Genomic DNA, 25,440 nt, shown 5'->3' on the forward strand with positions numbered 1-25,440 from the left:
CCCCTCATGTCCGAGATGCTGCGTGCCCCCGCCGAGGTCAAGTACGCCGAGGAACTCGACTACCTGGAGTCGGTCGACACCGACCCGAAGCCGTTCTCGTGGCGGCTGAGCCCGCGGATGGTCCGACTGTTCATCCTCGGCTCGGAGCGGGCCGACGGGCTCGACCGGGAGATCCCGCAGAAGTGGTTCGGCGACCGTACGTTCGTCGAACGGAGCATCGTGACCCTGGCGTCGGACCGGGGCCTGCTGCTGATCGGCGACCCGGGCACCGGCAAGAGCTGGCTCGCCGAGCTGCTGGCCGCCGCGGTCTGCCGCAACTCGACGCTGGTGGTGCAGGGCACCGCCGGCACCACCGAGGACCACATCAAGTACTCGTGGAACGTGTCGATGGTGATCGCCAGGGGCCAGTCCCGGGAGTCCATGATCCCGTCGCCGATCATGACGGCGATGGAGCAGGGCGTGGTCGGCCGGTTCGAGGAGCTGACCCGCTCCACCAGCGACGTGCAGGACGCGCTGATCTCGATCCTGTCGGAGAAGTACGTCTCCATCCCGGAGCTGGACCACGACAACATCGTCTTCGCGAAGCCCGGCTTCTCGATCATCGCCACCGCGAACAGCCGGGACCGGGGCGTGAACGACCTCTCGTCCGCGCTCAAACGGCGGTTCAACTTCGTCCGGATCCCCGTGGTGACCAACAAGCGCAGCGAGGCGGAGATCGTCCGCTTCCGCACCGAGGAGCTGCTGCGCCGGCACCAGATCACGCTCGACGTGCCGCCCACCCTGCTGGACATCCTGTTGCAGAGCTTCGCCGACCTGCGCGCCGCCGCCTCCTCGGCGACCAGCGACGACGAGAAGCTGGAGTCGGCGCTGTCCACCGCCGAGCAGATCGGCGTCCTGGAGGACGCCATCCTGCACAGCCAGTTCTTCGGCGACCGCACCCTGCGCGCCGCGACGCTGGCCGGGTCGCTGGTCGGCTCCCTGGCCCGGCGCAGCCCGGAGGATCTGGCGATCCTCAACAAGTACCTGCACGGGGTGGTGGAACCGCGCGCCAAGCAGGACGGCGGCCCCTGGGAGGGCTTCCTCGACGGCGGCCGCCAGGCCATCGCCTCCCTGTCGTGACCGCGCCCACCGAGGCCGGGCCGTTCGGCGAGCTGCGCCAGCAGCTCACCGCCGCCGCCGCCGCCTTCGCCGACAGTCCGGGCGCCGTCGCCGACATCCTCGCCGGCATGGTCGACGACGTCGACCGCGCCCTCGGCGAGGAACTGGAGATCTTCCCGGTCTGCCACCACTCGCCGGCGTCCGCGCTGGCCATGGTCCGACGGCTGCGCGCCAAGCAGCCGAAGGTGATCTACCTGGAGCTCTGCGAGGACCTCCAGCCGCTGTTGGGCGAGCTGCGCAACTGCCGCCTCCCGGTGGCGGTGCAGGCGTTCGCCTCGGAGTTGGAGGGCTTCCCGGCCGACTGGGGGCCGCTCAGCGTGGTCGCGCCGATCACCGAGGCCAGCGCCGAATACCAGGCCATCGCGTACGCGCTGGAGACGCCCGGGGTCGAGCTGGTCCTGGTGGACCGCTCCACCGACCACGTCTTCCAGTGGCTGCCCCGCCCACCCGGCACCGCCGACGACGCCCCGGCGGGCGGGGACGTCGAGCCGACCGCGCCGGTGGAGGAGGAGGCGGCCCTGCACGGGGACGCCGTCGGGGTCGAGATCGGGGACCTGCGGCCCCGCTTCGCGGAACTCGAGGCGTACCTGCTGCACCACGGCAAGGTGCGGCACTGGTCGGAGTGGTGGGACCAGTACGTCGAGCAGCCGCTCGCCGACGCCGACCACGACACCTACCGGCAGGTGATGGTGCTGATCGGCAGCCTGTTCCGGCGGCTGCGCCCGGCCGGGGCGGACCGGCGCGACCGCGACGAGGACCGGGAACGCCACATGTGGACCCGGATCCGGGAGCACCTGGCCAGTTCGGGTGCGGATCCGGCGGAGTGTCTCCACGTCTGCGGGGCGTTCCACGCCGCCAGCCGGGTCGAGCAGTTCGGGCTCCGCGCCGACGCCCCGTTCGAGATCACCCCGCGCACCGGCACCCGGTGGCACTACGGCTTGATCCCCTCCAGCCACTCCGCCATCGAGGCGCAGTTCGGGCTCGCGGCCGGGTCGGTGTCGATCGCCGCGGCCACCTGGACGAAGGCGGTCGCCCGGTCCGGGCTGTCGCCGTTCCAGCTGGAGGGGCAGCGCGGCACCCGCACCCGCACCGGGCGTCGCCGCGCCGCACCGGCCCCCGCGCCCGCCGCCCCGGTCGCCGACCGGCTCTCCGGCTATCTCGCGCGGCCACCGGCGGTGCAGGGCCTCGACGAGGCGGAGCTGCGGGGCTGGTGCGTCGACATCGTCCGGTTGGCCCGGCGCAACGGCTACCTGGCCAGCACCGCCGACGCCATCGCCGTCTTCGAGACCTCGATCCTCCTCGCCGGCCTGCGCAACCGGGCCCGTCCCACGCCGTACGACTTCGCCGACGCGGCGGTCACCTGCATCGAGAAGGACGTCGTCCCGGGGCGCCGGGACGTCCGCCGGCTCTGCGAAATCTTGTTCGGCGGCGACCGGATCGGCCAGGTGGGCTACGAGGCCCTTCCGCCGCTCGCCCGCGACGTCCACGACCGGCTCGCCCCGCTCGGGCTGGACCTGGAGAAGCGCCCGGTCCAGCGGGCGCTGCTGGACCTGCACGCCGACCCCGGGCTGGCGCCCTGCTCCGACCTGCTCTGGCGGCTGCGGCACCTGCTGCCCCCCGACGCGGTACGACCCATCATGGGCGAGCGCCGGTTGGGGCACCGCTCGATCCAGGAGAGCTGGGACCTGGCCCTCGGCCGCCACCAGCGGGCGCTGATCGAGCTGGGCTACGAGGGCGTCACCGTCGAGCAGGTGCTGGAGCAGCGGCTGCGGCGCGCCGTCCGGGGCCCGAACGCCACGGCCTCGGTCGCGCTGGAGGCCGTCGAGGACGCCGTACGACTGCTCGACAGCCCGCGCCTGGTCGACGAACTGGGCAACCGGGCGGTGGAGCTGCTCGCCGCCGAACGCACCGTCGACGACGCCCCCGAGGTGCTGCGCCGGATCCGGCGGCTGCTGGCCCACCATCGCGCCACCGGGCCGCTGCCGGCCTGGTGCGAGGCGTTCGTGACCACCGGGTACGCCCACTACTGCACGCTGCTGCCCACGGCGTTCGTCGACGAGGGGAGCGGGGTCCGGCAGGTCGGCGCCATGCTCGGCTTCCTGTTCGGCATGGAGAGCCTGGCGCTCTCCCTGGGCTGCGACCGGTCCCAGCTCGAACTCGCCGTCGCGCAGTCCCACCCGGAGGCGCCGGCCAAGGTCGCGCTGCTCTGGGTCGCCCGGCACCAGCTCGGCCTGCTGTCCCTGGCCGAGCTGCGCCGGCGGTGCGCCGACCTGCTCGGCAACCCGCTGGTGGTGCCCGCCTTCCCGCAGTACCTCAGCGGCTTCGTACAGGCCCTGGAGTCGGTGCCGGGGCTCGCCCCGTTCGTCGTGGAGGTGATGTCCTCGGCGTTCGCCCGGCTGCCCGACCCGGTCCTGCTGCCCTGGCTGCCCACGCTGATTACCACCCTGCGCGACCACGGCCCGGAACTGGTGCCACTGCTGGTGCGGGAGGCGGGCCGTACCTTCCCCGCGTCGCTGCCCGCGCTGGACGCCTGGGTGCCGCCGTGGTCGGCGTCGGCGTCTCCGCCCGCGCCGGCGGTCCCCGCCGTCGCGTCCGGTCCGGTGGCCACCCTGCTGTCCGGCCACCCGGAGGCCGTCGACGCCGTCGCCGCCCTGCTCGGGTGCGACGGCGGGTGGCGCGAGGAGGCCGCCGCCGCGACCGCCACCCCGCCGGGGCTGGCCGCCCTGCTGGCCGCGCATCCGGCGACCGCCGACGCCGTGACTGCGCTGCTGGCGGGCGCGCCGAGCTGACGGAGAGCCGGCGGGACGTCCGACCTGCACGACGGGCCGAGGGGCTCGTCGGCCGCAGGCCGGGCTACCGCCGGCGAGCTGGGTCGGGCCGGCCCCGGCATCGGCGGCCGAGGACCCGGAGAGCGGGCGTGGCTACCGGAGATCGGGCGTGGCTAGCTGGGGTCGCCGACCGGGGCTGTCCCGGGATCGGTGGTTCCGGCGACCCGTGACTGGTCGGTCTGCGCGGCCGGGTCAGCATGCGACCGACGAAGCGCGACGAGCTCCGGATCGTCGTGTACGTACACCCAGTAGTCGGAGCCGGTGGAGAGCCCGAGAGCCCGCATCTTCCGGCGGACGGCCATCTCGTAGTCGGCGGAGTACGTCGGGTCGGACGGCCGGTCGTCGGCCGGGGCGCTGTCGTCTGTCATGGGACCGATTCTCGCCGCACTGGTGAAATCACCACGCTGACGGTCGTCAGCACATCCACAAACGATGATGTGGCCCCACCGTCGACGGTCGGGTCGCCGAATCGCCCACCGGCTGTCGATCCGGGCTCGCCTCGTTCGTATGGAGGATGAGAGGCCGGCGGTGGCGCCGGCCGTCGACGCGAGGAGAAGCCATGAAGCAGTACCTGCTCAGCATCTACCAGCCCGGCGGCGAGGAACTGGTGGACCCGGAGTTCCTGGCCGGGGTGATGCGCGAGCTGGGCGCGATCCGCGAGGAGCTGGAGGCGTCCGGATGCTGGGTCTTCGGCCAGGGACTGCACGCGCCGGAGACGGCGACCGTGCTGCGGCCGTCCGACGGTGACGTGCTGGTCACCGACGGGCCGTTCGTCGAGGGCAAGGAGTACCTCGGCGGCTTCACCATCATCCGGGCGCCCGACCTGGACGCCGCGCTGACGTGGGGCCGCCGGTACGCGCTGGCCACCACCCTGCCGATCGAGGTGCGCCCCTTCCAGGGCGAGGACTGAGCGTGTCGGACGTGGAGGCGGCGTTCCGCGCGGAGTACGGCCGCGCGGTCGCCGTCCTGGTCCGCCTCCTCGGCGACATCGACCTCGCCGAGGAGGCGGTGCAGGAGGCGTTCACGGTGGCGGTGGCGCGGTGGCCCGAGACGGGGCCGCCGCCCAGCCCGGCCGGCTGGATCATCACCACCGCCCGGAACCGGGCGATCGACCGGCTGCGGCGGGAGGCGTCCCGGGCCGACCGGCACGCCCAGGCCGCTCTGCTGCACACCCACGACGTACCGGCCGGGGAGGGACCCGTGCGCGACGACCGGCTCCGCCTGATCTTCACCTGCTGCCACCCGGCGCTCAACCCGGCCGCCCGGGTCGCGCTGACCCTGCGGCTGCTCGGGGGGCTGACCACCGCCGAGATCGCCCGGGCCTTTCTGGTGCCGGAGGCGACGATGGCCCAGCGGATCGTCCGGGCCAAGGCCAAGATCCGCGATGCCCGCATCCCGTACCGGGTGCCGGGTGACGCCGACCTGCCGGACCGGCTCTCCGCCGTGCTGGCCGTGCTCTACCTGATCTTCACCGAGGGGCACACCGCCAGCTCCGGGGACCGGCTGGTCCGCGACGACCTGTGCGCCGAGGCGATCCGGCTGGGCCGGCTGCTGGTGGAGTTGATGCCGGACGAGCCGGAGGCGCTGGGGCTGCTGGCGCTGATGCTGCTCACCGAGGCGCGCCGCCCCGCCCGCACCACCGCCGACGGCGTGCTGGTCCCGCTGGGCGAGCAGGACCGCCGCCGGTGGGACGCCGGGCTCGTCGCGGAGGGGCAGGCCCTGGTCCGCCGGTGCCTGCGCCGCGACCGGCCCGGTCCGTACCAGATCCAGGCCGCGATCGCCGCCGTGCACAGCGACGCGCCCAGCGCCGCCGGCACCGACTGGGCCCAGATCCTCTTGCTGTACGACCAGCTCACCGCGTGTGCCCCCGGGCCGGTGGTGGCGCTGAACCGGGCCGTCGCGCTGGCTGAGGTGGCCGGGCCGGCGGTGGCGCTGGCCGCCGTCGACCGCCTCGACCTGGCCGGCTACCACGTGTTCCACGCCGTCCGGGCCGATCTGTTGCGCCGACTGGGCCGGGCGGGGGAGGCGGCCGAGGCGTACCGGACGGCCGCGGAGCGGACGGACAACGCGGCCGAACGCGCCTTCCTGGCCGCGCGGGCGGTCGCGGCACGATCCGCCGTATAGCGCCGCCCGCCGGCGGTCGCCTCGGCTCGCCAGCGCGCTTCCGGGCCGCCGGGGCTGCGCTGCGGGGCCGCCGGGCCGTGCTGCGGGCCGCCGGGGCAGCGCTGCGGGGCCGCCGGAGCGTGCAGCGGGCCGCCGGGGCAGCGCTGCCGGGCCGCCGGACAGTGCTGCGGGCCGCCGGCGGTCGCCGGGCACCGCCGGACGGCCGGGCGGCGGTGCCCGGCGTTTGCCCGCTCCCGGGGCCGGGAACGCGGGTTTCCCGGCAGCGCGGCGCCCCGACGCGCCGCCCGACGAACGGACGCCGACGGCCCATGACGTACCGCCCGGCAGTCACCACCGCGGTGCCCGACCTGGCCGCCCTCACCCTCGGGGTCGAGGAGGAGTACCTGCTGCTCGATCCCCGGACGGGGGAGAGTCTTCCGGTCGCCGACCGGGTGCTCGCCGCCCTGTCCGGGACGGCCCGGGACCAGAGCCGCCAGGAGTTCCGGCACAGCATGGTGGAGATGGTCACGCCGGTCACCGCCGACCTGACCGAGCTGCGGGCCTACCTGGTGGCGCTGCGCCGTTCGGCCGCCGACGCGGCCCGTGCCGCCGGGGCCCGGCTCGTCGCGGTCGGTGCCACCCCCGTACACGAGCCGCACCGGACGGTACCGGACAAACCTCGCTACCACGCCATGTCCCGCCGCTTCGGCCCGGTCGCGCACGATCCGGCGGTCTGCGGCTGCCACGTCCACGTCGGGCTGCCCGACCGCGAGCTGGCCGTCCAGGTGTGCAACCACCTGCGCCCGTGGCTGCCGGTGGTGCAGGCCGTCACCGCCAACTCGCCGCTGCACGACGGCCGCGACACCGGGCACGCCAGCTGGCGCTCGATGCAGCTGGAACGCTGGCCCAGCATCGGGCCGACCCCGCATTTCGAGTCGGCCGCCGACTACGACGCGACCGTGGACGACCTGATCCGCGCCGGGATCATGCTCGACGCCGCGATGGTCTACTGGTACGCCCGCCCCTCCACCGCGTACCCCACGGTCGAGATCCGGGTGGGCGACGTCTGCCCGGGCGTGGACGACACGGTGCTCGTCGCCGGCCTGGTCCGGGCGCTCGTCGCGACGCTGGCCGACGACGTCCGCGCCGGGGTTCCCGCGCCCCGGATCCGGGACTGTCTGGTCTCCGCCGCGCACTGGCGGGCCGCCCACGACGGACTGGAGGGCGACCTGATCGACCTGCGTTCCGGCGGCGCCCGCCCCGCGTGGGACCTGGTCGACGACCTCGTCGCCACCGTCGCGCCCGCCCTGGCGCGTCACGGCGACCTCGACCACGTACGTGACCAGGTGGCCCGGGTGCGCCGGGACGGCAACGGTGCCGCCCGGCAGCGCCGGGTGATGGCCCGCACCGACAACGACGTACGGGCCGTCCTGGACCACCTGGCCGCCGAGACCCTCGCCTGCTGAAGCCGCCCGACCCCGGGTGCCGCCCCGCCACCGGGCACCGGCGGCGCAGGGTGGCGCCCCCACACCGAGCGGTGGTGGTGACCGGTGGAACGCCACGGGTGTCACCATCGCCGGGTGACACCCATGGCGTTCCACTCGTGAGGGCACCGGCCGGGCTCGACCCAGGCCGGGTTGGCGGTGTCTACGGTGCTGGCCGCCGGGGTGGCGCCGCCGGGTCGCCTCCACCGAGGCCGGGTCGAGGGGTCGGAGGGGGTGCGGGCCGAGGCGGAGCGGGGCGTGCCGGTCAGCGGATGTCGTGGGACTGGAGCCACAGCTCCAGCAGGCCGAGCTGCCACAGCTTGTTGCTGCCGGCGGTGGCCCGCGCCCGGTCCGGCTCGGCGAGCAACTGGTCGACGTACTCACGGCGGAACAGGCCGCGTTCCCGGGCGGCGGGGGCGGCGAGGGCCTCGGTGACGAGCTGCCGTACGGGGCCGTCGACGTTGCGCAGCGCCGGCACCGGGAAATAGCCCTTCGGCCGGTCGACCACCTCGGCCGGCAGCACCTCCCGGGCGATCTCCTTCAGCACGCCCTTGCCGCCGCCGGCCACCTTGTGCTCGGGCGGGCAGGCCGCCGCGAGGGCGACCAGATCCTGGTCGAGGAAGGGCGTGCGCACCTCCAGGCCCCACGCCATGCTCATGCTGTCCACCCGCTTCACCGGGTCGTCGGGGAGCATCAGGTGGGTGTCCAGGCGCAGCACGGCGTCCAGCGCGGTGTCCGCCCTGCTCGCCGCCAGGTCGGCGGCGAGCAGTTCGCGGCTGGCGTCGCGGTCGCAGGCGTACGCGGGGCTGACCAACCGGCACAGTTCGGCGTGGCCCCGGTCGAAGAACGCGTCGGCGAAGGCGTCCGCCGCGCCGTCGCGGGGCACCCGGGCGAGGGGCTGGTGGTAGCCGTAGCCGGCGAAGACCTCGTCGGCGCCCTGCCCGGACTGGGCCACCTTGACGTGCCGCGCGACCTGCTCGGACAGCAGGTGGAAGGCGACCACGTCGTGGCTGCCCATCGGCTCGGTCATCGCGTGGACGGTCCGGCGTACCGCCGGGACCAGGTCGTCGTCGGCGAGCCGGATGCGGTGGTGGTCGGTGTCGAAGGCGCGGGCGACGAGGTCGGAGTAGTGGAACTCGTCGCCGACCTCGCCGCCGCGGCTGTCGAAGCCGATGCTGAACGTCTGGAGGTGGTGCTGCCCGGCCTCGGCCAGCAGCGCCACGATCATGCTGGAGTCCAGGCCGCCGGAGAGCAGCACGCCGACCGGGACGTCGGCGACGAGCCGCCGTCGGACCGCCGTGCGCAGCGCGCCGCCGATCGCGGCCCGCCAGTCCCGCGCGTCCATCCCGCCGTGGGCGGGGTCCCGGGCGTAGTCGGGCCGCCAGTAGACGTGCTCGCGGCTGCGCCCGTCGGCCTCCACGACCCGTACGGTGGCCGGGGGGAGCTTGCGCACACCGCGCAGCACGGTGCGGGGCGCCGGCACGATCGAGTGCCAGGACAGGTAGTGGTGCAGCGCCACCGCGTCGATCGTGGTGTCCACGTCGCCGGCGCGCAGCAGCGCGGGCAGGGTGGAGGCGAACCGCAGCCGGCCGGGGGACTCGGCCAGGTACAGCGGCTTGATGCCGAGCCGGTCGCGGGCCAGCACCAGCCGCCGCCGCTGCCGGTCCACGAGGACCACGGCGAACATGCCGACCAGGTGGTCGACGAAGCGTTCGCCCCACTGCGCGTACGCCGCCAGGATCACCTCGGTGTCGCCGGTGGAGTGGAAGGTGTGCCCGGCCTCCCGCAGCTCGTCGCGCAGTTGTGGGTAGTTGTAGACGCAGCCGTTGAAGACCAGCCCCAACCCGAGGTCCTCGCGCACCATCGGCTGGCCGCCCGCCTCGGAGAGGTCGATGATGGTGAGGCGGCGGTGCCCGAGGGTCACCCAGCCGTCGTTCCACAGGCCCTCGCCGTCGGGTCCCCGGGACCGCATCGCCTCGGTCATCCGGGTCACCGCGTCGGCGTCGGGCGTCGACCCGTCGAACCTCGCCTCGCCACTGATGCCGCACATCGTCAGCGATCACCGGCCTTCCGGGGGACCGGACCCACCGTCACCACTCCCGTCGGCGTCGCAGGTGGCGGACCACCCGTTCGCAGGGGCCCGGTTCCGTCGCCAGGACGGGCGGCTGGGCTACCCGACCCCGGCCGGGTCAAACGCCGGCGAGTGGCCCGGGCCGGGGCGGCGCCGGGTCCGTCGGCGGCCGGTCAGTCGCGCAGCGTACGCAGGATGCGGGCGAGCTGTGCCCGGTCGGCCGGCGCGAGGCCGCCGAAGAGGTCCTCGGCGGCGGCCCTGCGGGCGGCGTGGATGGCCTTGCCGGCCCGCGTGCCCTCCTCGGTCGGGGCGACCAGGGTGGCGCGCCGGTCCGCGGGGTCGGGTCGGCGTCGCACGAGGCCGCGCGCCTCCAGGTCGTCGACGACCTCGGTGGCCGAGCGCGGGGCGATACGGAGGTGCTCGGCGAGCGCGCCGGGCCGCAGCGCGCCGTGCCGGATGAGCATGCCGAGCGCCCGGGACTGGCCGGGCGTGACGTCCCACGGCGCGAGCGCCTCCCGGGTGCGGTGTCGCAGCCGCCGGGTCACCGCCCAGAACGCCTCGGCGAGGCCGTCCCCGACGTCGTCGGTGTCTCCGGTCACGGGAATACGGTAGCAGGGGGAGCTGTTGTTCCCTCATGTTGAGGTAACCTCAGCATCTCCGACGTGAGGGAGTACCCCTTGGAACCCCACCCCTCCGGCCGCGACCGCGGCCCCCGCAAGGTCAGCGCCGCCGAGAAGGCACAGGCCCGCCAGGTGTCGCTGCGGCGCATCGGCGGGCTGTTCGCCCGGCACCGGGGCGCGCTCGCCACGGTCACCGCGATCATCGTGGTGTCCTCGGTGCTCGCCATGGCCTCCCCCTTCCTGCTCCGCGCCGTGATCGACCGGGCCCTGCCGGAAGGCGACCTAGCGCTGCTCGTCTGGCTGGTGGCCGGCATGGTCGCGGTCGCCGCGGTGACCTCGGTGCTCGGCGTCCTCCAGACCTGGATCTCCACCCGGGTCGGGCAGCAGGTCATGCACCGGCTGCGCACCGACGTCTTCACCCACCTGCAACGGCAGTCGCTGGCGTTCTTCACCCGCACCCGCACCGGCGAGGTGCAGTCGCGGATCACCAACGACATCGGCGGCATGCAGAGCGTGGTCACCTCCACCGCCACCTCGATCGCGTCCAACCTGACCACCGTGGTGGCGACCGCGGCGGCGATGGTCGCGCTCTCCTGGCGGCTCTCGCTGGTCTCCCTCGTCGTGCTGCCGCCGGCCGTCTGGCTGACCCGCCGGGTCGCCCACCTGCGCCGCGAGATCACCGCGCGACGCCAGCGCGAACTCGCCGACCTCAACGTCACCGTCGAGGAGGGGCTGTCGGTCAGCGGCGTACACCTGGCGAAGACCCTCGGCACCGGCCCGGCGCTGGCGGCGCGCTTCGCCGCCTCGTCGGCCCGCCTGGTCGACCTCGAGCTGCGCTCCGAACTCGCCGGCCGCTGGCGGATGGCCTCGATGAGCGTCGTCTTCGCCGCCATCCCGGCGGTCATCTACCTCAGCGCAGGCCTGCCCGGCGCCGCCGGCACGCTCAGCATCGGCACCCTGGTCGCCTTCACCGCGTTGCAGGGCGGGCTGTTCCGGCCGCTGATGGGCCTGCTCAACGTGGGCGTCTCGGTGACCGCCTCGCTGGCGCTGTTCGCCCGGATCTTCGAGTACCTGGACCTGCCGGTCGAGGTCGACGACCCCGCCGAGCCGGTCGACGTCGACCCGCGCCGGGTCCGGGGCGACCTGCGGTTCACCGACGTCACCTTCAGCTACCCCGGCAGCGACACCGCCGCCGTCGCCGGGATCACCCTCGACGTGCCGGCCGGCACCGGCCTCGCCCTGGTCGGCGAGACCGGCTCCGGCAAGAGCACCCTGGCCGCGCTGGTCAGCCGGCTGCACGACCCGACGAGCGGCCGGATCACCGTCGACGGCGTCGACCTGCGCGACCTGCGCCTGGCCGACCTGGCGGCGATCGTCGGCGTGGTCAGCCAGGAGACCTACCTGCTGCACACCACCGTGCGGGAGAACCTGCGCTACGCCCGCCCGGACGCCACCGACGCCGAGATCGAGGCCGCCGCCCGCGCCGCCCGGATCCACGACCTGATCGCCGGCCTGCCCGACGGGTACGACACGGTCGTCGGCTCGCGGGGGCACCGTTTCTCCGGCGGCGAGAAGCAGCGCCTCGCCATCGCCCGCACGCTGCTGCGCGACCCGCGCATCCTGATCCTCGACGAGGCCACCAGCGCGCTGGACACCGAGACCGAACGCGCGGTGCAGCGGGCGTTCGACGAGGTGGCCCGGGGCCGCACCACCATCACCATCGCCCACCGGCTCTCCACCGTGCGGGACGCGGACCGGATCGCCGTGCTCGACCACGGCCGTGTCGTCGAGTCCGGCACCCACGACGACCTGCTGGAGCGCGCCGGCCGCTACGCGACGCTGGCCGCCTGACGGCCGGGGCTGCGGTCGGCGGTGCGCGCCGGCATCCGACCCCGGGCCGCCCGCGCGGCCGCTGGACGATCACAATCAGGCGGTGCAGCGTCGGGGGTGGACATGGGCCCTGCTCGTCCTCGTGGCCGTCGTCGCCGCGGCCGGGACCGCCTGGGTCTGGTTGCGGTACGACTTCGAGAAGGTCAACTGGGCCTGGGGCGTGATCGCCGGTGTCATCGCCGTCTACGTCGTGCTGGACCAGGTCCTCACCAACCGGCAGGCCGGCTCGGCAGCGGCGGCGGTCCACCGCCGGGCGGCCGCGGACGAACTCTTCGAACTGGTCCGGCGCGAGCCGAGCGACGAGGCGCTGCTGCGGGCGGTCGACGAGCCGTACCCGCTCCCGGTGACCTGGCGCACCGCCGCCGAGCGGCTCATGCCGTCCTGGCGGGCCATCGGCCGGTCCAGCGAGGCCGGTCCGATGGACCTGTCCGGCCGCCACGGGACACTGTGGAGCCGCTACCGGAGCATCCCGTCCGGGCGGTTGCTGGTGCTGGGACCGGCCGGATCCGGCAAGTCGGTCATCGCCCTGCGGATGGCGCGTGAGCTGCCGCCGCACCGGGACCCCGAGGCGCCCGTGCCGGTGCTGCTGCCCGTCGCGTCGTGGGACCCGACCGTGGAGACGTTCCGCGACTGGCTGGTGGACCGCCTCGCCCGGCGGTACACGCAGCTCGCACCCCGCCATCCCCGTCGCGTGGCGGTGCTGCGGGACCTGGTCGAGACGGACCTCGTCGTGCCCGTGCTCGACGGCCTGGACGAGGTGCCCGAGGATCAGGTGACCGCCTGCCTCGAGGAACTCAACGAGTTGCCCACGCAGCGTTTCGTCCTGACCTGCCGGACGTCGGTGTACGAGAGGTACCTCGACCAGGGCGAGAAGGTGCGCGGCGCCGCGGTGGTGGTGGTCGAGCCGCTGGTTCCGGACGAGGTGGCGGAGTACCTGGTCGACGCCGCGCCCCTGCACCAGGCCGGCAACTGGTCGACCGTCGCGGCGCGCATCGACGGCGACCCGGAACTGAGCGGGGCGCTGGCCACGCCGTTGATGGTGGCGATGGCCCGCAGCGCGTTCGACCAGCCCGGCACCGACCCCCGGGACCTCGTGCCGCTGGCGGTCAGCCGGGGGCGGGGCGCCGTGGAGGACGAGCTGCTGTCCCGGGCGGTCGACGCCGCGCTGCGGTCGCGCCGGGGCGCCCAGGGGCTACGCCGGTGGGAACCGGACCGGGCCCGGCGTTACCTGACGTTCCTGGCCGCGCACCTGGAATCGCTCGGCGTCCGCGAGTTCCGCTGGTGGCAGCTGCCGGCCGCGCTGCCCCGGTTGTTCTGGGCCGTCGTCGGCGGCCTGCGTACCGGGCTGGCGGTGTGGCTGGTCCTCGCCCTCGCCGGGGAGGCGCTCCGGTCGGTGGCCGGGATGGTCGCCGACCCGGGCACCCGCGAGCTGCTCACTGCTCTCGCCGACCACCCCGCCGACCTGGGGGTGGCGGCCGCCGCGGTGGCCGTGCCGGCCGCCGCGCTGGGCGGTGGCGCCCGCGACCCGGGCAGCCGACCCACCCGGGTGGTGTTCGTCGGCGGCCGGGGCGCGCTCCGCGAGGGGGTGCTCGACGGGCTGCTCCGGGGAGCGTTCTGGGGGTTCCTGACCTGGTTCGTGCTGTGGCTGTTCACCCCGCCACCCGAGCTGGCCGCCGCGACGGGCCGGCTGCCCGGGCTGACCGGATGGCCGGTCGAGCTGCGGGCCGCGGTCGTGCTCGGCGCCGTCTGGTTCGTCCTCGTCGCGGTCCGGTCCGCGCTGCGGGTAGACGTCGCCGCCCCGGCCGCGGAACTCGGGGCCACCGGCGTGGTCGAGACCGTCCGGGCCGACCGCGCGGCGACGATCGCGTCGGTGGTGCCGAGCGTCGCCGCCGGGTTTGTCGGTGTGCTGGCCGGCTCCGCGCTGCTGTGGGTGACCGGCCTGCTGCCCCGGCTGCCCTCGCCGCAGGCCCTCGGCTACGCCGGGCTCGGCGCGGGGCTGGGCTGGTGGGTGCACACGCGCGGGGGCGGCGCGTGGGTCCGGTTCTGTCTGGCCCGGATGGTGCTGGCGGCACGCGGCCGCCTGCCGCACCGGCTGCTGGCGTTCCTCGGCCACGCCGAGACGGTCGGTCTGTTGCGGCACGGCGCCGGGGCGTACCGGTTCCGGCACGGCCGTCTGCAGAGCAGGCTGGCGGCGGGCTCGCTGGCGGGGCGGCGGGGCGGCCGGCCGCGCGAGGAGTTCGGCGTCGAGCTGGCCCGGGCGGGGTTCTGGCCGGAGGCGCTCGGCGTGTTCGCCGCCGTCACGCGGGCCCGCGCGGCGAACGTCGGGCCGGCCGACGACCTCACCCTGGCCGCGCTGCGCAAGGCGCTGCTGGTGGGCGCCGCCGCCGGGGAGTGGAGCCGGCTGGGGGACCTGTTGGCGTCGATGCCGGCGCCGCTCGCACGCACGGGTGCGACGCCACCGGCGGCGCAGCGTCGGCGCGTCTCCGAGCTGGTTGCCGCCGCCGCGCCGCTGGCCGAGCTGCGGGCCGCCGGCGACGCGCTGCTGCGTGGGGAGGACCAGGCGGGCGGGCCCCTGTCCGCCACCTGGGAGTTCCTGGCGGTCGTCCGCTACGCGGAGGGTGACGTCGACGCGGCTCGGCAGCACCTGGAGCGGCTGCTCGCGGCGGAGAGCGACGACGCCCCGCGTCGGTCGACGCCCCTCGGCGCGGGAATGCTGGCCCGGATCATGCTCGACGGGGACGGGGACACCGGCGCGGCCCTCGCCCTCTGCCACGAGCAGCTGTTCCTGGCCGACTGCCCCGACGACTCCGACGACCGCACCGATCCGCTGCTGCTCGTGCAGACCTGGAGCTGGTCGGTGGCGGTGGTCCGGCGCGTCGTCGACGAGCGGGCGGAGGTGCGTGACCGGCTCCGGGCGGTGCTCGCCGAGCGGCGGGCCCGCGGGCGGCGGATGGAGCTGGGCCGACGGGAGCTGGCCGAGATCGGCTTGCAGGCGTGCCACGCGGTGGTCGGCCACCCGACGCTGGGGGCGCCTGCGGTGGCCGCGGCCCGCAGGCTGGTCGACGTGTTGTCCGCCCCGGACATCGCCGCGCGGACCCTGCGCCGGGGCGCCCCGATGTGGCACGACGGCTGACCGGTCGGCGGGCTCCTGCGGCGTCTCAGAACAGTCTCGTAACGTGTTTCATTATTCCGCGACGACCGGGTCCAGGTGGCGGTAGACGGTGGCCCGCGAGACCCCCAGCGCGGCGGCGATCTCGTCCGCCGAGTGGCTGCCGGCGGCGTGCATCCGCCGGGCCGCCTCGACCTGCTCCGGGCTCATCGCCCGCGGCCGGCCGGGCCGGCGTCGGCCGCTCGCCGCGTCGCCACCGTCCCCGGCCGCGCCCGGGTGGTCCCTGGGCGGCGTGCCGTCCAGCAGGCGGTGCACGCCGTCGAGCATGTCCGCCCGCAGCACCTCGTCGGGCACGTCGGTGAAGAAGACGATCGGGTCGCTGCACATGGCGACCGCCTGCACCGCCCGGACCCGCTCCCGCCGCCCGGCGTCGGGCCCGGCGATGAGGTTGTTGGCGCGCATGGCGATCCGCATCAGGCGGTGGTACGTGTCGCCGCGCGTGATGAGGGCGATGTCGTGAAAGAGCATGCCGAGCGGGCGGCGGTGGGTCAGCATGGTGTCCACCCAGCCCTCCAGGACCGTCCGGCGAGCCCGCTCGGCCGGCCCCGCCTCGGCCGTGTCCAGCAGCGTCTCCAGGTCGGCCACCAGCGGCTCGACCAGGGCCGTGAGCAGGTGCTCCTTGGTGGGGAAGTGGTAGAGGATCGCGGCCTTGGTCAGCCGCAGCCGCTCGCCGATCTGGCGCAGCGAGGTGCGCTGGTAGCCGTGCTCGGCGAACAGGTCGAGCGCGGCGCGCAGGATCCGGGTGCGCGTGTCGTCGGGTGCCTCGACGGTCATGCCGGAAAGCGTAGCCGCGTCTGACCGGTGGGTGACACCACCGTTGATGCGGCTGACCGACGGTCAGTACAGTGGGGGCGGTCGGCATCGCCAGTGGCAGGAGGGGTCATGCCCGTCATCTCCATCGACAACCTCGTCAAGACGTTCGGCAGTGTCCGGGCGCTCGACGAACTGGACCTGCGGGTCGAGGCGGGGGAGGTGCACGGCTTCCTCGGCCCCAACGGCTCCGGCAAGTCCACCACCATCCGGATCCTGCTCGGCCTGCTGCGCCGCGACGCGGGCGACGTGCGGGTGTTCGACGCCGACCCGTGGCGGGAGGCGGTCGCCCTGCACCGCCGGCTGGCGTACGTGCCGGGCGACGTGAACCTGTGGCCGAACCTCTCCGGGGGCGAGGCGATCGACCTGTTCGGCAAGCTGCGCGGCGGGCTCGACCGGCGCCGCCGCGACGCCCTGCTGGAACGCTTCGACCTCGACCCGACGCGCAAGTGCCGCACCTACTCCAAGGGCAACCGGCAGAAGGTCGCGATCGTCGCGGCCTTCGCGTCCGACGTCGAGCTCTACGTGCTCGACGAGCCGACCTCCGGGCTGGACCCGCTGATGGAGGCCGTGTTCCAGGACGAGGTCCGCCAGCTCAAGCGCGACGGCGCCACCGTGCTGCTCTCCAGCCACGTGCTGGCCGAGGTCGAGGCGCTCTGCGACCGGGTCAGCATCATCCGCGACGGCCGGGCCGTCGAGTCCGGCACCCTCGCCGAGCTGCGCCACCTCACGCGTACGGCGGTCACGGTCGAGACCGCGCGGCCGGCGACCGGCCTGGCGGCCCTGCCGGGCGTCCACGAGGTGCGCGAGGTCGACGGCCGCATCCACCTGGAGATCGAGCCCGCCCACCTCGACGAGCTGCTCGGACACCTCGTCCGCTTCGGCGTCCGCGCCCTGACCAGCGCCCCGCCCACCCTCGAGGAGCTGTTCCTGCGCCACTACGGCGACGAGCGCGCGGCCGTCGCCGCCAACGGTCACCGGGCCGGCACCGAGCGGCAGGCGGGCGCCCGATGAGCGCGTTCACCGGCACCGGGCGGCTCGCCCGGCTCGTGCTGCGCCGCGACCGGGTCCGGCTCGCCGTCTGGGTGCTCGGCACGCCCCTGCTCGGCTACGCCCTCGCCGGCAGCGTCAAGGAGTTCTACCCGGACGAGGCGTCCCGGGTCGGGTACGCCACCACGTCGGCGTCCAGCCTGGTCGCCCGCGCGTTCAACGGCCCCATCGCCGGCACCGACCTCGGCGCGGTGGTGGTCGCCGAGACGTACGTGACGCTGGCCCTGCTCGCCGCGCTGCTGAGCACCTTCGCGGTGGTCCGGCACACCCGGCAGAACGAGGAGACCGGCCGGGCGGAGCTGCTGGGCGCCTCCGTCGTCGGCCGGTACGCGCTGCTCACCGCCGCCCTGCTGGTCGTCGTCGCGGCGAACGTGCTGGCCGCGGCCCTGCTCGCCGTCGCCCTGGCCGGCGCCGGCCTGCCGCTTGCCGGGTCCGTCGCGGCGGCGGCCGCCGTCGGCGGCGTCGGGGTGTCCTTCACCGGTATCGCCGCGGTCACCGCCCAGGTGTCGGTCACCTCCCGGGGCGCCAACGCGCTCGCCGCCGCGACCGTCGGGGTCGCCTTCCTGCTCCGGGCCGCCGGCGACGTGCTCGGCGAGCAGACCGACGGCGGCGTGCGCGTGGTCAGCGCCTGGCCGTCCTGGCTCTCCCCGATCGGCTGGGGCAACCAGGTCCGCGCGTTCGGCGGCGAACGGTGGTGGGTGCTCGCGCTGCCCGTCGCGCTGCTGGTCGCCGGCGTGGCACTCGCCTACGCCCTCGCCGAGCGGCGGGACGTCGGCGCGGGGCTCGTCGCGCCCCGACGGGGGCCGGCGGCGGCCTCGCCCCGGCTGCTCAGCCCCGCCGGGCTGGCCTGGCGGTTGCAGCGCGGCGCGCTGCTCGGCTGGGCGATCGGGGTGGCGGTGCTCGGGTTGTCGATGGGCATCGCCGGGGACGAGTTCAACGCCATGATCGAGGAGAACCCGGCCGCCGCCGAGGCCATCAGCGCGATGGGCGGCGGCGCGAAACTGATCGACGCGTACCTGGCGGCGATGCTGGGGTTGTTCGCGCTGACCATCGGGGCGTACGTCGTGCAGGCGCTGTTGCGCACGCGCGGCGACGAGGCCGGCGGCCCGCTGGAGGCGATCCTGGCCACGGCGGTCAGCCGCACCCGCTGGCTGACCACCCAGGTGGTCGCCGCCACGCTCGGCGCGCTCGCCCTGGTGCTGCTGGGCGGCCTCACCACCGGGCTCGGCTACGGCCTGGTCACCGGCGACCCGCTCGGGCAGACCGCCCAGCTGGGCGGGGCGGCGCTGGTGCGGCTGCCGGCCCTGCTGGTGGTGGTCGGGGTGGTGACGGCGCTGTTCGGGCTGCTGCCCCGCTGGTCGGTGGCGCTGTCCTGGGCGGCGCTGATCGGGTTCCTGCTGCTCGGGCAGCTCGGCGCGGTGCTCGACCTGCCGCAGGCGGCGCTGAACCTGTCCCCGTACACGCACGTGCCGTCGGTGCCGGCGGTCGACCTGGCGGCGCTGCCGCTGGTCGTGCTGACGGGGGTGGCGGTGGTGCTGCTCGCGGCCGGCCTGGCCGGCTTCCGCCGCCGCGACGTCCCGAGCTGATCCTGTGCGGAGACGCCCCGGGCGCCCTCGAAGGGAGCGGGGCGTCCGGAGGTGCTCCCCGGTTCGGGCGGGCGGGAGTTGGCCGACTGCATGAAGTAACGTATCCGTTACCTGTCGTAGTCAGCGTTGGGTCGGTGCGAGATGCCGGTGCAGAAGCACGATGACCGTCCGGTGGAGCGGCCGTCGGGTCTGGTCCCACCGGCCGTCGCGCTCGACGGCGTGACGGAACTGCGGCTGCACGGGGTCGGTGGCACGACACCGGAGAACCTGCTCGCCGACGTGGCGCCGCAGCTCGTCTCCGGCGACGGGGTGGCCGGCTTCTTCCGCACCGCCGACGTCAAGGGGCGCCACGTCGAGGCGTACTCCTGGGGCGGGCTGACCTCGCGCAGCGCCACCCGCGCGCTGTGGTTGCTGCTGCTGCCGTTCACCCTGGTCAACGTCGCGGGCTGGATGTGCACGCCGACGGCATGGCGTGGTGCCGTGCGGTTCCGGGTGCACCGCGCGGTGGTCCGCTGGGCGGCGCTGGGCCTGACGGTCAACCTGCTGCTGCTCGTCGCGATGACCACGATGGACGTCGTCGCCTACCAGTGCGGCGCCCGGGCCGCCTGCGCCGACCGGTGGTGGCTGCGGTGGCTGCACACCGACGGGTTCGTCGACCATCCGGCGCGCCGGGTCCTCGTCGGCGCCCTGGTGCCGTTGCTGGTCGCGATCGGGCTGCTGGCCCTCAGCGGCCGGTCGCTGTCCCGCTACGAGCAGGTGCCGCCGCCGCAACGGGGCGAGTCGCTGCGGGCGATGAGCGACGTGACGCCGGCCCGGCCCGGGGTGGGCCTGGCCGACCCCGACTTCTGGAACGGCGGCGGCAGCGTCGCCCGGCTCGCGCTGCTGCACCTGGGCGCGGCCTGCGGCTTCGTCGGCTGGATCACCGTGTACACCGCCCGGTCGATCCCCCTGGCGGCGGGTGTGGTGCCGGCGTACGACGGATTGGCGACCCTGGTGACCTGGCTCGCGGCGGCGGCCGGCCTGGGCGCGGTGCTGCTGCTGACGCCGGCCCGGATCGGGCGGGCGGCGGCGCTCTCCGTCACCGGGCTCGGCGTGCTGGCGGTGACCGGGGCGGTGGTCGTCGCGCTGGCACAGCCGGCGGTCGCCCCGCCCGGGGCCGGCCGGTGGGCGCCACTGCCGGGCATGCAGACGGCGGTGGACTGGACGTACGCCCTCTGCCTCGGCGCGACGGCGGCCGTGCTCGCGTCGGCCGCCGTCAACGGGCACCGGCGCGGGGCGTTCCGCTACGCCGGCCCGTTCGCGCTGACCGTGCTGGCGGCGGTGGTGCTCAACGCGGTCGGGGTCGGCACGATGATCCGCGTCGCCGACCTGCTCGGCACGGTGTCCAACCCCGGCACCGGCGACGGCCGCCCCGACCGGCTCTACGTCTACGACATGGTCTACGCCCTCACGCCCTACCTGACGCTGCTGCCGATCGCGATCGTGGTGGGATTCGCGCTGGTGCAGGCGGTGGTGCTGTGGCGGGCGGCCGGGCCCGACCGCCGCCGGCGCATCCACGACGAGTACGCCGCCCTGTCGACACCGGAGCCGCCGAGCGCCTGGGACGCGTCCGCCCTGAACGAGCCGGCGCGCCACACCCGAGCGTGGCCCGGCGGCTGGACCGCCCGGATCGCCCGGGGCCGGCAGTTGGCCGTGCTGGCCCGGGACGTCGACCTGTTGTTCAGCCTCCTGACCGTCGCCGCCCTCGCCGTCTTCGGGTACGTGCTGGTCGTCGCCGCGGTCCACCACTCGCTGCCGTGGGCGCCGCGCGGCGCGCTCACCGTGTCGACCTGGCTCGCCGCCGGGGCGCCGGTGGCGGTGCTGACCCTGATGCTGCGGGGCTGGCGCGGGCTGGCGGACCGCCGCCACCTCGGCGTGCTGTGGGACATCGGCACCTTCTGGCCCCGCGCCTACCATCCGCTCGCCCCACCGTCGTACACCGAGCGCGCCGTGCCGGACCTGCAACGCCGGCTGTGGCGCGTCCACGACCACGGCGGTGCGGTGGTGCTGGCCGCGCACAGCCAGGGCACCGTCATGGCGGTCGCCGCACTCCTGCAGGAGAAGAGCCGGCCGCAGTGCGAGGGCCGGCCCGCCGGCCACGTCGCGCTGGTCACCTTCGGCAGCCCGCTGACCAAGCTGTACGCCTGGGGCTTTCCCGCCTACTTCGCCGACGGCGCGCTGGGCGCGGACCGGCCCACGGTGTGGCGATGGCGGAATTTCTACTACGAGACCGACTTCATCGGCGGCCCGATCTTCCCCGACGACCCGGCGAACGACGTCGACCAGCTGCTCACCGACCCGCCGACCGCCTGGTACGTGCACGGCCAGCAGCCACCCGTCCTCGGCCGTCACTCCGGCTACTGGACCGACCCCCGCCTCTGGGACCTGGTCGACCGCTACGCCGCAGAACTGCCCCTCCCGCCCGCGCGGTCGCGGTAGCCCGGGCCGGCGTCGCCCGTGGCCGCGCCGCCCCGCCGGACCGGCTGACGCGGGGCCGCCGGTGCGCGCACCGGACGTCGGCGGGTCAGGTCAGGTGCACGGTGACACCTGATGCCCGCAGATCCGCCACGATCTTCTCGTCCGCGGCGCCGTCGGTCACCAGCGTGTCCACCGCGGCGGCGTCACAGATCTTCGCGAAGGAGTGGCGGCCGAGCTTCTCGGAGCCGGCGACGACCACCACCTGCCGCGCCCGGTTGACCATCAACGCGTCGATGCCCGCCTCACTCTCGTCATGGCAGGACGTCCCCTCGGTGGAGAACCCGTCCACCCCGAGAAAGAGGACGTCCAACCACAGGGACTGCATCACCATGCTGGTCAGCGGCCCGGTCAGCTCGTACGACTGGGGCAGGGCGACCCCGCCGAGGATGACGGTGCGCAGGTACGGCCGCAGCACCATCTCGGTGGCGATGTTCAGCGCGTTGGTCACCACGGTCAGGGCCGGCCGGTGGGTGGCCTGGGTCAGGTCGGGTCGCGCGGCGAGATGACGGGCGGTCGCCGACGTCGTGGTGCCGCCGTTCAACCCGACGACGCTGCCCGGTTCGACGAGTTCGGCGGCGGCTGCGGCGATGCGTTCCTTGGTGCTGTCGTCGCCGCGGTAGCGGTAGCGGACGGGCAGGTCGTAGGCGACGGAGCTGGCCACGATGCCACCGTGGGTACGGGTCACCAGCTGCTGCTCGGCCAGAGCGGTGAAATCACGGCGGACGGTCGCCTCGGAGACCCGCAGCGCGTTGGCGGCCTCGACGACGGAGAGCCGCCCGCCCTGCGCGGCCAGGATCTCCAGCAACGCCTGCAGCCGGCGGGAGCGGTCCGCCATCCCGCCCGACGCGGTGGCCCCCGTCGTGGTGTCGGTGGAGGTCACTTGACGGCTCCCGCCGTGAGACCGGCGACCAGGCGCTTCTCGACCGCGGCGAAGAGGAGGACCACGGGAATGATGCTGACGACCGAGACGCCGAAGACGTAGTGCCAGGCGGAGTCGTACTGGCCGACGAACTTCGTGATCGCCACCGACAGGGGCTGGTTCTCCGCCGTGGTCAGGACGACCAGGCTCGCCGCGAACTCGTTCCAGCAGGCGACGAAGGTGAAGATGATGGCGGTGACGATGCCGGGCCACACCAGGGGCAGGGTCACCCGGCGCAGCGTCTGCAGCTTGCCGGCGCCGTCCATCATCGCGGCCTCGTCGATCTCCTTGGGTATGCCGGAGAAGAAGCTGTGCATGATCCACACGGCGAAGCTCAGGTTGAAGGCGGCGTTGACGAGGATCATCGCGAGCCAGGTGTCGTCCAGGCCGACCGCCAGGAACTGCCGGAACAGTCCCGGCGCCAGCACGGTCGGCTGGAGCATCTGCGTGGCCAGTACCAGCAGGAGGAAGACGCCGCGGCCGGGGAACCGGTGCTTGGCCGTGTAGTAGGCGGCGGGCAGGGCGACCGCGAGCACCAGCAGGGTGCCGCAGACGGAGATGACGAGGGTGGAGACGAGGTTGTACGGCAGCGGCGTCTCCGGCGTGGACCACATGGTGGCGTAGTTGGACGGGATCCACTCCGTCGGCAGGTAGGTGGGCGGGATGCGCAGGATCTCCGCGTGCCGCTTGAAGGACCCGACGAGCATCACCAGGTACGGCGCGAGGAACACCAGCGCCACCACCGCGCCCGCCGCCGTCTTGAGCCACCGCCGGCCGCCCCGCCTCCGGGGTCGGTTGCCCCGGCGCGCGCCCGCGGCGCCCGCGCCTACCTGCCGGTCGGTCGTGTCTGGGGTCGTCGTCACCACGGCTACTCGTCTCTCATTGGCCGCAGAGCCGCCAGGTAGATGCCGATCACCGCGAGGACGATCAGGAAGTTCACCACGCTGAGCGCGCTGGCGAGGTCGACCTGACGGTCCTGCTGGATGTACTTGAAGATCAGCGTCGTCGTGGTGTCCGCGTCGTACCCGGGGATGCTGCCGGTCATCGTGCGCAGGATGGGCAGGGAGTTGAACACGTTGATGATGTTGATGAGCACCGCGACGGCGATCGCGGGCCGCAGGGTGGGCAGGATGATGCTGCGGTAGACGCGGCCGGGCCCGGCGCCGTCCATCCGGGCCGCCTCGACCACGTCCTCGGGCACCATCTGCAACCCGGCGAGGAGGGTGTAGGTGGTGAACGGAAGGGACACGAAGACGGCCACCACCATGGACACCACGAACGCGGGCACCGGTCGACGGGTGAACCCGAACCCGGCGTCGAGGATGCCGAGGTCCACCAGGAACTGGTTGACGATCCCGTAGAACGGGTCGAGGGCGTAGTAGAAGACGGTGGAGGTCATGACGACGCTGGCCGCCCACGGCACGATCACCGCCAGCCGGACCAGGCGCCGGCCGGGGAAGGCGTGGTTCAGGAACTGGGCCAGGGCCAGGGAGATCAGCAGCGTCGCCACGACCACACCGATCACCCAGATCACGGTGTTGCCGAACACCCGCCCCAGCGCGGGGGCGTTCAGCAGCGCGGCGTAGTTGTCCAGCCCCGCCGGGCCGCGGTCGACTCCGGCCTGCGAGACGTCCCGCGAGGACGTCCACACCATGTAGGCGGCGGGGAACAGGACGATCGTGACGATCAGACCCAGCGCGGGCAGCAGCCAGGGCAGGGCCGTCGCCAACTGCCGGTGGGCCGCTCGCGCGGACCTGCCGGTCGGCGCCGGCGCCTGCCTGGTCTGCTCGCTCATCGTGTCCTCGATCGGAATGCGTACGGGCGCCGCACCGTCAGGCGTCGGCCTTGGCCTGGATGTCGCTCAGTACCGCCTGCGGATCCTTGCCCTGCCCGATCTGGCCGATCTGGCTCTGGATCGCGCCCTGCGTGGCCGCCCAGCGGGAGTTGGTGCTCGGGTAGAACCGGGCGCCCGGCAGGACCTGCAGGAAGCTGGCGATCTCCTTCTTGTCCTTCAGCGCCTCGGCCCCCGACTTGGTGGTGGGCAGGAAGCCCTCGGTGTCGACGAACTTCTTGTAGACCTCGGCGCTGTAGAAATGGTCCAGGAACGCCTTGACCGCCTCCCGCTTGCTGCCGTCGTTCTTGAACGCCATGAGGTGGTCGGCCACACCGAGGGTCATCGGCTGCCCGTCGCGGGTCGGAATCGGCGCGGTCCCGTACTTGAGGCTCGGGTTCTTCTGCGCGATCTGCCCCACCGTGGGCGGCAGCCCCACGGCCATGGCGATCTTGCCCTGGATGAACACGTCCAGCATCGGGGTGCGGTCGCTCGCGCCGGGGTCGGGCTGGGTCAGCCCCGCGTCGATCATCCGCTTCATGAACTGCACCGCCTCGAGGTTGCGGGGGCTGTTCGCGGTGATCTTGTCGCCCTCGTTCCACGAGCCGCCGTTGCCGAAGACCCAGATCGACGTCTCCGCTTGGGCCTCCTCGCTGCCCAGCGGCATGCCGTAGCCGTAGACGCCGGCGTTGAGCCCCTTGATCTTCTGCGCGGCGTCGTACAGTTCCTGCCAGGTCGCCGGGGGCTTGGCCACGCCGGCCCTGGTGAACACGTCCTGGTTGTAGAAGAGGGTGCGGGCCGAGGCGATCATCGGCAGGCCGTACATGGTGCCGTCGATCGAGGCGTTCTTGGCGAAGGAGTCCTGGAAGTCGCTCAGGGTCTCAGGGGAGAGGACCTCGCTGGCCGGGTAGAGCAGGTCGTCGGCGGCGAAGCCGGAGAACGCGTCGATGTTGAGGATGTCCGGCGCGGAGTTCGCCTGCACCTTGGTGCGGATGACGTCGTTGATGTTGTCCCAGGACTGGATCTCGAGGTTGACGGTGATGCCCTGGTTCTTGGCCTGGAAGTCGGCGATGATGCCCTCCCAGAGGGCCTTGGTGCCGGTGCTGTAGCTGGGGACGAGCAGCGACACCGTCTTGCTGTCACCGCTCGCCTCGTCCTTGCCGCCGAACCCGCAGGCGGTCAGGGCCAGGCCGGTGATCGCGAGCGCCGCCGTCGTACGCAGGAATCGTTTCACTTCTGCCTCCACAAGGGACGGAACGTGAACAGCCGTGATCAGACGCGCGTGGTCGCGGCTCGTTCCTGACTGGTTAGCCCATGAACCTCTCACGATCGTGCTGTAGCAGGGATTCTGCGATGCTCGCCGATGAGCGTCAAGACCAACCGCTCACGATTCGGTCACGGTCG

18 protein-coding genes are annotated in these 25,440 nt (G+C 74.1%); 10 read left to right on the plus strand and 8 right to left on the minus strand.

All coding sequences use genetic code 11. The annotated features are described in order from the left end of the window. Positions 1-6: 6 nt before the first annotated feature. Together ACGF5C_RS08945 and ACGF5C_RS08950 are read left to right on the plus strand one after the other, a co-directional pair. Positions 7-1,119 (plus strand): AAA family ATPase, encoded by a 1,113-nt coding sequence (locus ACGF5C_RS08945; RefSeq protein ID WP_350679214.1) that lies wholly within the window; start codon positions 7-9, stop codon positions 1,117-1,119. Next, entirely contained in the window at positions 1,116-3,947 is a 2,832-nt protein-coding gene (locus tag ACGF5C_RS08950; RefSeq protein WP_393298556.1) for a hypothetical protein, read from the plus strand. Before ACGF5C_RS08945 ends, ACGF5C_RS08950 begins: the two co-directional genes overlap by 4 nt. A 152-nt stretch (positions 3,948-4,099) precedes the next feature. Here ACGF5C_RS08950 and ACGF5C_RS08955 read toward each other — a convergent pair whose 3' ends face one another. Further along, positions 4,100-4,354, minus strand: coding sequence for a hypothetical protein (locus ACGF5C_RS08955; protein ID WP_393298559.1), 255 nt, complete (start codon positions 4,352-4,354; stop codon positions 4,100-4,102). Between the two features lie 191 nt (positions 4,355-4,545). On the opposite strand from ACGF5C_RS08955, the gene ACGF5C_RS08960 reads away from it, so the two are divergent. The 3 genes from ACGF5C_RS08960 (at position 4,546) to ACGF5C_RS08970 (ending at position 7,555) form a co-directional block, all read left to right on the plus strand. Then, the gene (locus ACGF5C_RS08960) at positions 4,546-4,896 is read left to right on the plus strand and encodes a YciI family protein (protein WP_393298562.1); all 351 of its coding nucleotides are present in this window, start codon (positions 4,546-4,548) and stop codon (positions 4,894-4,896) included. Positions 4,897-4,898: 2 nt separating this feature from the next. Further along, a complete protein-coding gene (locus tag ACGF5C_RS08965; protein WP_393298565.1) occupies positions 4,899-6,110 on the plus strand; it encodes an RNA polymerase sigma factor in 1,212 nt (403 codons plus the stop codon). Positions 6,111-6,418: 308 nt separating this feature from the next. Beyond that, positions 6,419-7,555: a glutamate--cysteine ligase gene (locus ACGF5C_RS08970; protein ID WP_393298568.1), complete on the plus strand. Its 1,137-nt coding sequence runs from the start codon at positions 6,419-6,421 to the stop codon at positions 7,553-7,555. A gap of 283 nt (positions 7,556-7,838) precedes the next feature. Here the strand turns inward: ACGF5C_RS08970 and ACGF5C_RS08975 are convergent, their stop codons facing one another. Both ACGF5C_RS08975 and ACGF5C_RS08980 read right to left on the minus strand, forming a co-directional pair. Continuing rightward, positions 7,839-9,623 carry an N-acetylglutaminylglutamine amidotransferase gene (locus ACGF5C_RS08975; protein WP_393298571.1) on the minus strand — a complete coding sequence of 595 codons (1,785 nt, stop codon included), beginning with the start codon at positions 9,621-9,623 and terminating at the stop codon, positions 7,839-7,841. Between the two features lie 194 nt (positions 9,624-9,817). Then, entirely contained in the window at positions 9,818-10,243 is a 426-nt protein-coding gene (locus tag ACGF5C_RS08980) for a MarR family winged helix-turn-helix transcriptional regulator (protein WP_393298574.1), read from the minus strand. A 78-nt stretch (positions 10,244-10,321) separates the two neighbouring features. Between ACGF5C_RS08980 and ACGF5C_RS08985 the strand changes: the two genes are divergently transcribed. Further along, positions 10,322-12,115 carry an ABC transporter ATP-binding protein gene (locus ACGF5C_RS08985; protein ID WP_393299142.1) on the plus strand — a complete coding sequence of 598 codons (1,794 nt, stop codon included), beginning with the start codon at positions 10,322-10,324 and terminating at the stop codon, positions 12,113-12,115. Positions 12,116-12,197: 82 nt separating this feature from the next. After that, positions 12,198-15,287, plus strand: a complete 3,090-nt coding sequence (locus tag ACGF5C_RS08990; RefSeq protein WP_393298578.1) for an NACHT domain-containing protein — start codon at positions 12,198-12,200, stop codon at positions 15,285-15,287. Positions 15,288-15,338: 51 nt separating this feature from the next. Here the strand turns inward: ACGF5C_RS08990 and ACGF5C_RS08995 are convergent, their stop codons facing one another. Then, complete coding sequence (locus tag ACGF5C_RS08995) at positions 15,339-16,097, minus strand: TetR family transcriptional regulator (protein WP_393298581.1); 759 nt, start codon at positions 16,095-16,097, stop codon at positions 15,339-15,341. Between the two features lie 108 nt (positions 16,098-16,205). Between ACGF5C_RS08995 and ACGF5C_RS09000 the strand changes: the two genes are divergently transcribed. The 3 genes from ACGF5C_RS09000 (at position 16,206) to ACGF5C_RS09010 (ending at position 21,247) form a co-directional block, all read left to right on the plus strand. Beyond that, positions 16,206-17,147, plus strand: coding sequence for an ATP-binding cassette domain-containing protein (locus ACGF5C_RS09000; protein ID WP_393298584.1), 942 nt, complete (start codon positions 16,206-16,208; stop codon positions 17,145-17,147). Then, positions 17,144-18,769 (plus strand): ABC transporter permease, encoded by a 1,626-nt coding sequence (locus ACGF5C_RS09005; RefSeq protein WP_393298587.1) that lies wholly within the window; start codon positions 17,144-17,146, stop codon positions 18,767-18,769. The genes ACGF5C_RS09000 and ACGF5C_RS09005 overlap by 4 nt, the downstream gene beginning before the upstream one ends. A 147-nt stretch (positions 18,770-18,916) precedes the next feature. Further along, positions 18,917-21,247, plus strand: a complete 2,331-nt coding sequence (locus tag ACGF5C_RS09010; RefSeq protein ID WP_393298590.1) for a hypothetical protein — start codon at positions 18,917-18,919, stop codon at positions 21,245-21,247. An 85-nt stretch (positions 21,248-21,332) separates the two neighbouring features. Here ACGF5C_RS09010 and ACGF5C_RS09015 read toward each other — a convergent pair whose 3' ends face one another. The 4 genes from ACGF5C_RS09015 to ACGF5C_RS09030 are packed head-to-tail and all read right to left on the minus strand — an operon-like array spanning position 21,333 to position 25,270. Beyond that, positions 21,333-22,121 carry a DeoR/GlpR family DNA-binding transcription regulator gene (locus ACGF5C_RS09015; RefSeq protein WP_357461752.1) on the minus strand — a complete coding sequence of 263 codons (789 nt, stop codon included), beginning with the start codon at positions 22,119-22,121 and terminating at the stop codon, positions 21,333-21,335. A gap of 41 nt (positions 22,122-22,162) precedes the next feature. Further along, positions 22,163-23,068, minus strand: a complete 906-nt coding sequence (locus ACGF5C_RS09020) for a carbohydrate ABC transporter permease (RefSeq protein ID WP_393298593.1) — start codon at positions 23,066-23,068, stop codon at positions 22,163-22,165. Positions 23,069-23,073: 5 nt separating this feature from the next. After that, positions 23,074-24,000 carry a carbohydrate ABC transporter permease gene (locus tag ACGF5C_RS09025; RefSeq protein WP_393298596.1) on the minus strand — a complete coding sequence of 309 codons (927 nt, stop codon included), beginning with the start codon at positions 23,998-24,000 and terminating at the stop codon, positions 23,074-23,076. Between the two features lie 37 nt (positions 24,001-24,037). After that, on the minus strand, positions 24,038-25,270 hold the full coding sequence (locus ACGF5C_RS09030; protein ID WP_357461747.1) for an extracellular solute-binding protein: 1,233 nt from the start codon (positions 25,268-25,270) through the stop codon (positions 24,038-24,040). Positions 25,271-25,440: the final 170 nt, after the last annotated feature.

This window comes from Micromonospora sp. NPDC047620 (assembly GCF_043205005.1).
In the GTDB taxonomy this organism is placed as follows: Bacteria; Actinomycetota; Actinomycetes; order Mycobacteriales; family Micromonosporaceae; genus Micromonospora.